The organism is Flavobacterium sp. (genome assembly GCF_040379285.1).
Lineage (GTDB): Bacteria > Bacteroidota > Bacteroidia > Flavobacteriales > Flavobacteriaceae > Flavobacterium.
The window spans coordinates 46,549-53,957 of sequence record NZ_JBEILJ010000014.1 but is presented as its reverse complement, the minus strand read 5'-3'; the positions used below and the strand labels follow the sequence as shown (position 1 = coordinate 53,957).

Genomic DNA, 7,409 nt, shown 5'->3' with positions numbered 1-7,409 from the left:
CCTTTCATAAATAAAAAAGGAACACTTAGGTGTTCCTTAAAACTGAGCCGATGGAGGGACTCGAACCCACGACCTGCTGATTACAAATCAGCTGCTCTAGCCAGCTGAGCTACACCGGCGGTGTATTGTGATGCAAATATAAATTTGAATTTGAATTCTCCAAAAAATTTCCGTCACTTTTTGGAAAAAAATCAGTATTACAAAGCGTTGATTTTATCAACCAACTGATTCGCAGCCGCTTCCAATTCAGTATTGATTTGCTTGAAATGCGCTTTCCTATTTTCAACGTTTTTGGCATTCACTTTCGTCATCAAATCATCAAAAGCTACTAAAGCCTCTGTAATGATGGCTTGGGTCGGTTCGGTGGGTTTCCCTGCGGTGGTCATTTCCAACAAATAAACGGCTTCGATAATATCGCCCAATACGTAGTTAATGTCTTTTTTTAAGTTTCTTACACTGGCCATAATGCTTGGTATTTTAAATTTTGGCAAAGGTAAGGATTATCTTCGGAATGCGGTTAGGAAATTGTGATTTCTAATAATTCGGCATTCCCCTTCAACTGGACCGTCCCTAAAGCTGCGGGCAATAAAATCGTTGTCCCTTTTGTTACTTCCATCTTTTTATCTCCATACAAAAGCGCGCAATCGCCCTCCATCACCATGAAAACGGTAAAAGAATCGTGAGCGCAATGAACACTTGCTGTTCCGATCAACGGAATAAAAGAAGTCGTAAAATAGGGACAATCCACCATCACGTTTGATACATTCGTGATTTTGGTATATGCTTTTTTACTTTCAGTATGCTGGTAATTTATCGCCTCCAATGCCAATTCCGTGTGTAATTCCCGGAGATTCCCTTGGGCATCCCTTCGATCAAAATCATAAATACGGTAGGTGATATCAGATGTTTGCTGAATTTCGGCAATCAATGTCCCTGCTCCAATGGCATGCACCGTCCCTGTTTCTAGAAAAAAAACATCCCCTTTTTGTACCGAATGTTTGGCCAACAAATCCACTACTTGATGTTGTGCCAAGGCGGTTTGATAGGCTTCAGCATTGGAATCTTCTTTGAATCCTACGATCAATTGTGCACCGGGATCGGCTTGCATCACATACCACATTTCCGTTTTACCAAACGAATTGTGACGTTCTTTAGCCAAAGCATCATTGGGATGTACCTGAATGGATAAATCCTCACGGGCATCCAAAAACTTAAATAGTAATGGGAATTGATCACCAAATTGTGCAACCACTTTCTTCCCCAAAACCGCTTCTGGATTGAGGGCAACAACCGTATTTAAATCGGTTCCTTCAAGCGATCCATTGGCGACTACACTCACATCTCCTGGAACCGTTGAAAGTTCCCAACTCTCTCCTGAAATCTCAGAAACAATAGGTTTGTGTAAAACGTCACGCAATTTTGTTCCGCCCCAAATTCGTTCTTTAATTATGGGTTTGAAAACCAAGGGATACCAATCCATAGTACTTATGTATAAAAAGCAAAAATAGGTTGTTTGTTGTATTGATTAAAAAAAATGAGGTTAAACCTTGCTTTTCAAAAAAGCTAAGGCACGCTCCATGTGGCCACTTCCGCTTAAGGAATCAAAAATGAAATGAATCTTTTGATCGGGACCGATAACATAAGTCGCACGACCGTCTACCAAACCTAATAAATCCTTAGGGACACCAAACAAGGTTCGGATTTTCTTTTGGGTATCGGCCAAGAGGGTAAATGGAAGTTTATATTTGCTTTGAAATCGAAGGTGAGAAGCCACACCATCAGCGCTAACACCTATCACTACTGCACCTAAATCGGTGAAATCTTGGTAACGATCGCGGAAAGCACAAGCTTGTGTGGTACAACCCGGCGTATCATCTTTTGGATAAAAAAAGAGTACGACCCATTGCTTCCCGAAAACAATGGAACTATCAAATTGTTCTCCCTGACTATCTGTTGCTGTAAAATTAGGAACCAATGAACCCTTTCGTAATGCCATGATTAATTCCCTTTGTAGGTCACAAAATTTCGAGGCGTTTCATACAACACCACTTCTAAATCTTTATCTAATCCGATATGAGGACGGAGTTTCTGCCAAATCACAACGGCTATATTCTCAGCGGTTGGATTCAAATCGTGAAATTCTGGCACATCCAAATTGAGGTTTTTGTGATCAAATGCATCTTCTACAAGGGTTTTTACCAAGTCGGAAATAATTTTTACATCGATCACATACCCCGTTTCAGGGTCAATTTCTCCGGTAACAGAGACAATAAGTTCGTAGTTATGTCCGTGAAAATTGGGATTATTACATTTACCAAACACCGCTTGATTTTGCTCCATCGTCCAATCTTTTCGACACAAACGATGCGCAGCGTTGAAATGGGCTTTTCGGGATACGGTTACGCGCATGATTATAATTTATGGTCTTCGAGGTAATGATAAAATTCGTCAAATATGATTTTAAACCATACGGTATAACGATCAGGATGGTTTTTCATGTCTTCGCGAATGGCCTCGATATCCATCCATTTCCAACCTTCTACTTCTTCTGGATTAATGGCCGGTTCACCGTTGTAGTAACCGATCATCACGTGATCTAGTTCGTGTTCGGTCAACCCATTGTCAAAAGGCGCTTTGTAGATAAAATGGAAGAGCTCCTTTAATTCGGTTACAAATCCCATTTCCTCTTCCAAACGTCTTTTGCCCGCCTGAATATTGGTTTCACCTGCGCGTTGATGACTGCAACAAGTATTAGTCCACAGCAATGGAGAATGGTATTTGTGATGCGCTCGTTGTTGCAACATCACTTCATTTTTATCATTTAATACAAAAACAGAAAAGGCCCGATGCAACACGGCTTTTTCGTGGGCTTCCAACTTGTTCATCAAACCAATCGGCTCATCGTTGGCGTTGACTAAAATGACTTGTTCTTCTTTCATAGTGGGATGTCTAGGGTCAAAAGTACAACAATTCTCGTGTAATTTTGTCGAAGCTTTACAAACAACCGTTAAACTTTCCTTAAAGCATCGCCCTTTGTAAACTAAATTACGATTTGAAACGTATTTGCTTAATACCTTTGTATCGTAAAGCATTGAAAACATGAAAAAAATATATTGTTTTTTACTCAGTCTAAGCTTATTTACTACAACTGCCTGTGGTCAAAATCAGCCGCAACAATCCCAAAAAACAAAAAAAACAACGATGGAAAATACAATTCAAAAACCCGAAAATCCGTATTACTCAAACACAGACACAACCAAACTCGTTTTGTCGGATGCCGAATGGAAAAAAGTGCTCCCCCCCGACCTTTATGAAGTAGCACGCCATGCCGATACCGAACGTGCATTTACGGGTTCGATGTGGAAAAGTGAAACCAAAGGAACCTATTATTGTGCCGCTTGTGGGAATAAACTGTTCCGTTCCCAGCAAAAATTTGTCAGCAGTTGCGGTTGGCCCAGTTTCTTTGAACAGGACAATCCCAAAAGCATTTGGTTCCGACCTGATAATTCCTACGGTATGCAACGGGTTGAAGCCTTGTGTAGTCGTTGTGACAGCCATTTGGGACACTTGTTTGACGACGGACCCGAACCCACGGGAAAACGCTATTGCATGAATGCCGTTTCGCTTGATTTTGTCCCCGATTCGGCAGAAAAAGTAGCGCAATTGAAAACGGTAGTCTTGGGAGGCGGATGCTTTTGGTGTGTGGAAGCCGTATACCAAAACTTGAATGGCGTAGAAAAAGTGGTTTCTGGCTATGCGGGAGGCACCGTGGAGAATCCGAGTTACGAAGAAGTTTGTACCGGTAGAACGGGAGCCGCAGAGGTAGTAGAAATCACTTACAATCCCAACGTAACCAGTTTGGATGAAATTTATCAAGTGTTCTTTACCGTACACGACCCCACAACGTTGAACCGACAAGGAGCCGATGTGGGTACCCAATACCGTTCGGTGATTTTTTATAAAAATGAGGATGAAAAAAAAGAGGCACAAGCGTTGATTGACGCGTTGAACTTCCGAAACGTGTATCCGTCCAAAATTGTAACAACCCTAGAACCGCTCAAAAAATTCTGGGCAGCTGAAGAATACCACCAAAATTACTACGCCAACAATGCTAACAAACCCTATTGTCAAATGGTTGTTCGCCCCAAAGTGGAAAAGTTTGAAAAGGTGTTTAAAGACCGGTTGAAAAATAAAAAGACAAATTAGGATTTTAAACGAACCATTTCCTGCTCAATCGACTCCCGATTTGAAAAGTTCTCTATCAAAACCTCTTTTGATTTTTGGTAGAGAATTTTTTTAGCGTTTTGTTTTTGGTAGCGAAGTTGGAGTTTCCCCTGTCCTATTTCCTTACAGCGATAAGTTTCCGTTAATACAATCTGGGACTTAGCATTTAAGTGCATAATGTTTATTTGAAAACTATAATATCCCGATTTACCAAAACTGGTTACTGTACGTTGTTTTGCATTAACCTGTAAATCATACCCCGATAATTCTGAAGGCTTGACCGAAAATGTTTGTAAGAGGGGCTGATAAAGATAAATTTGGTAATAGCTCCCCGCACTTCCCGAGGCATTGGGATCATACCACTGCAAATCCAAATAACCATCCAAATTGACGTCGACCCAACGATCAGTAACTTCCCAGTCAAAAATAGTTCCTTGAAATTCGGGCACTTCAAGAGTAATCAGACTTTTTAGAGTAGAAATAAGAATTACAGAATACTGAAAATACGTGCGTGACTGTTTTAGATCTCGTACCTTTTCAAATCTACCCAAAACGTTCAACCCATTCAATTTAAAGGGTTTTGTATCAACAGCATCTATGGTTTGCACCCATTGATTTTCATGCGTCCATTGGGTTTGAGTATATGAATACTTTGCTTCATCCACTAGCAGAAAATCGAACTTCGTAGTGTAATGAAAACGTATCTGTGTAGAATCAATCTCGTAGGTCGTATATTGTGACCCCTCGGATTGTAATTCGCGACTTACTTGCGTTCGCACAAAAGTAGAATCATTGCAAAACGAACTTGAAATTCGAACTTCTGGATCATCGGCACGGGAGGCAAGTAGTATATCTTTGGAAGTCTTTCCGTTGTCAATTCGAACCCATTGATCGCATTGATCACCATTAGAATGACGGTAATACAGTAAGCCTTCAAGATATTGCAACGAGTCATACACAAACGAACGCCCAAGAAATTGTTGTTCCGCACGCCAGTAATAAGTGTTGGGTGCTAGAGTATCTTTGGATATACCTAAAAGGCCCAAAAAGTCATCATCGTTAGCAGGTGGAATTATCTGCGGTAAATCAGTGGCGCGCACTGTTTTTTGTTGGATACAATCGTAAAAGAAATTTTTCAACGGTTTCGGTTGCTTAATAAAAAGGATCCCCGAATCTTTCAAAGTCATTTCATAAAGGGTTACATGACTACTCAACCGCGACTTTTCATCACAATACACCCAAAAAATATGTGGTGCCTTTTGATCCACTCGAATAACTTCACCCGGAAAAGGTTGAGCAGTGATCTTGTTTTTATACAAAAAAAAAACAGGCCGTTGATGGATTGACGCCTGAGCCACCAACATACTCCCCAAAAAAGTGAACTACACGAAACGTTTTGGAATGCTCATTAAAAAATTTAAACGCATTATAATGAACCTCATGGGTTGAATCAGCATTCATTTGCCGAAGATAAGTTACCGCATAAATGGAATCCGATGAATAAGTGAACGGTTTAAAGTCAATTGTTAGGGTGTCTTCTGGGGCGAATGCAATGCAATTCATAGTCCGTTTTGGAAAACAAAATAAGGCTAGAAAAACTGCAAGAAAGAAACCAATAAACTTCATATCACAACGATTCCGCAATTTTGAGCGCACATTTCTCCCCATCAATTGCCGCCGAAATAATTCCCCCTGCGTAGCCAGCACCTTCACCACAGGGATACAACCCTTTGATTTGTAGATGTTCTAAGGTAATCGGATCACGGGGAATCCGCACCGGTGAGGAAGTTCGACTCTCGGGAGCATGTAAAATAGCGTCATTGGTAAAATAGCCTTTCATCGAATGGCCAAATTGCACAAATCCTTCGCGCATAATTTGGGTTAAAAAAGGAGGAAATACCTCTCCCAACTCTACCGAAGTCGTACCAGGAACATAAGAGGTTTTAGGAAGATCAGCCGATTTTTTCTTTTGTGAAAAATCAACCATGCGTTGGGCAGGGACTTTTTGGGTTTGACCCGCCAAACGAAAAGCACGCTGCTCGATATCTTTTTGAAATTCCATACTGGCCAAAGGGCCAAACTTGGCAAAGGGTTTAAAATCCTCAAGCCGCAATTCAACGACGATACCCGAATTGGCCGTTGCTTGATCGCGCTTGGAGGGCGACCACCCGTTGGTTACTACTTCCCCGGGACTTGTAGCACACGGCGCTATCACGCCTCCTGGACACATACAAAACGAATACATCCCGCGCCCGTTTACTTGTTTGACAATCGCATACGGCGCTGGCGGTAAAAAGTCCCCGCGAAAGTCACAGGAATATTGAATTTGATCTATTAACGATTGTGGATGTTCTGCGCGAACGCCCAAAGCAAAAGGCTTGGCTTCAATAAGAATTTTTTTTCTATGGAGTAATTCAAAAATATCGCGTGCAGAATGGCCTGTTGCTAAAATCAGTTTTTTCGCCTGCAAACGTTGTCCATTATGGAGTTCAATCCCTTGTACTTCGCCATGGGCCACCAAAATATCGGTCACGCGAGACTCAAACCTTACTTCGCCCCCAAAGTGAATAATGGCTTCGCGAATATCTTGGATAATTTGGGGTAATTTATTGGTCCCAATATGCGGATGAGCTTCGACCAAAATTTCGGAGGAAGCACCAAAACCTACCAATAATCGCAGTATACGATCGACATCGCCTCGCTTTTTTGAACGCGTATACAATTTCCCATCCGAATAGGTTCCTGCCCCGCCTTCGCCAAAACAATAATTGGAATCTTCATCCACCACATGATCGCGATTGATGGCTTTCAAGTCCCGTCGGCGTCCGCGAACATCTTTCCCGCGCTCCACCACGATAGGCTTTACACCTAATTCAATCAATTGCAAGGCAGCAAACAATCCCGCTGGACCCGCACCCACAATAATTACAGGGGTTTTATGAGCCACATTGGGGTAGTCGGGTAAGCGAACCTCCTCCTCGGTGATGGCTTCTCCCTGGAAATAAATCATTGCTTTAAGGTTGATTTTTATCGCGCGTTGGCGGGCGTCGATACTCCGTTTTCGAATGATAACGTGTTGAATATCTTTTACACCAACGTGCATAAGACGGGCAACATGTTGCTGAAGCAATTCAGGTTGTGCGGCGACTTCGGGGGTGACTTGAAATTGAAGTTCTCGTGGCATG

At 41.9% G+C, this 7,409-nt stretch carries 9 protein-coding genes and 1 tRNA gene; 1 reads left to right on the top strand and 9 read right to left on the bottom strand.

Features of this window, described 5'->3' with window-relative positions; all coding sequences use genetic code 11:
* Positions 1 to 45 precede the first annotated feature (45 nt).
* From ABWO12_RS04935 to idi, 6 genes are all read right to left on the bottom strand, one after another.
* Positions 46 to 119, bottom strand: a tRNA-Thr gene (locus ABWO12_RS04935).
* 78 nt (positions 120 to 197) lie between these two features.
* Positions 198 to 464 carry a hypothetical protein gene (locus ABWO12_RS04930; RefSeq protein WP_353087673.1) on the bottom strand — a complete coding sequence of 89 codons (267 nt, stop codon included), beginning with the start codon at positions 462 to 464 and terminating at the stop codon, positions 198 to 200.
* Positions 465 to 517: 53 nt separating this feature from the next.
* Complete coding sequence (locus ABWO12_RS04925; protein ID WP_353087672.1) at positions 518 to 1,480, bottom strand: type I phosphomannose isomerase catalytic subunit; 963 nt, start codon at positions 1,478 to 1,480, stop codon at positions 518 to 520.
* 60 nt (positions 1,481 to 1,540) lie between these two features.
* Entirely contained in the window at positions 1,541 to 1,996 is a 456-nt protein-coding gene (locus tag ABWO12_RS04920) for a peroxiredoxin (protein ID WP_353087671.1), read from the bottom strand.
* Positions 1,997 to 1,998: 2 nt separating this feature from the next.
* Positions 1,999 to 2,409, bottom strand: coding sequence for a 6-pyruvoyl trahydropterin synthase family protein (locus ABWO12_RS04915; RefSeq protein WP_353087670.1), 411 nt, complete (start codon positions 2,407 to 2,409; stop codon positions 1,999 to 2,001).
* Between the two features lie 2 nt (positions 2,410 to 2,411).
* Positions 2,412 to 2,939 carry an isopentenyl-diphosphate Delta-isomerase gene (gene idi, locus ABWO12_RS04910; protein WP_353087669.1) on the bottom strand — a complete coding sequence of 176 codons (528 nt, stop codon included), beginning with the start codon at positions 2,937 to 2,939 and terminating at the stop codon, positions 2,412 to 2,414.
* Positions 2,940 to 3,099: 160 nt separating this feature from the next.
* Between idi and ABWO12_RS04905 the strand changes: the two genes are divergently transcribed.
* Positions 3,100 to 4,206: a bifunctional methionine sulfoxide reductase B/A protein gene (locus tag ABWO12_RS04905; protein ID WP_502902912.1), complete on the top strand. Its 1,107-nt coding sequence runs from the start codon at positions 3,100 to 3,102 to the stop codon at positions 4,204 to 4,206.
* On the opposite strand, the gene ABWO12_RS04900 is transcribed toward ABWO12_RS04905, so the two are convergent.
* From ABWO12_RS04900 to ABWO12_RS04890, 3 genes are all read right to left on the bottom strand, one after another.
* Positions 4,203 to 5,543: an XAC2610-related protein gene (locus ABWO12_RS04900; RefSeq protein ID WP_353087667.1), complete on the bottom strand. Its 1,341-nt coding sequence runs from the start codon at positions 5,541 to 5,543 to the stop codon at positions 4,203 to 4,205. The genes ABWO12_RS04905 and ABWO12_RS04900 overlap by 4 nt on opposite strands.
* On the bottom strand, positions 5,536 to 5,787 hold the full coding sequence (locus ABWO12_RS04895; protein WP_353087666.1) for a hypothetical protein: 252 nt from the start codon (positions 5,785 to 5,787) through the stop codon (positions 5,536 to 5,538). The genes ABWO12_RS04900 and ABWO12_RS04895 overlap by 8 nt, the downstream gene beginning before the upstream one ends.
* A 64-nt stretch (positions 5,788 to 5,851) precedes the next feature.
* Complete coding sequence (locus tag ABWO12_RS04890) at positions 5,852 to 7,408, bottom strand: NAD(P)/FAD-dependent oxidoreductase (protein ID WP_353087665.1); 1,557 nt, start codon at positions 7,406 to 7,408, stop codon at positions 5,852 to 5,854.
* Position 7,409 lies beyond the last annotated feature (1 nt).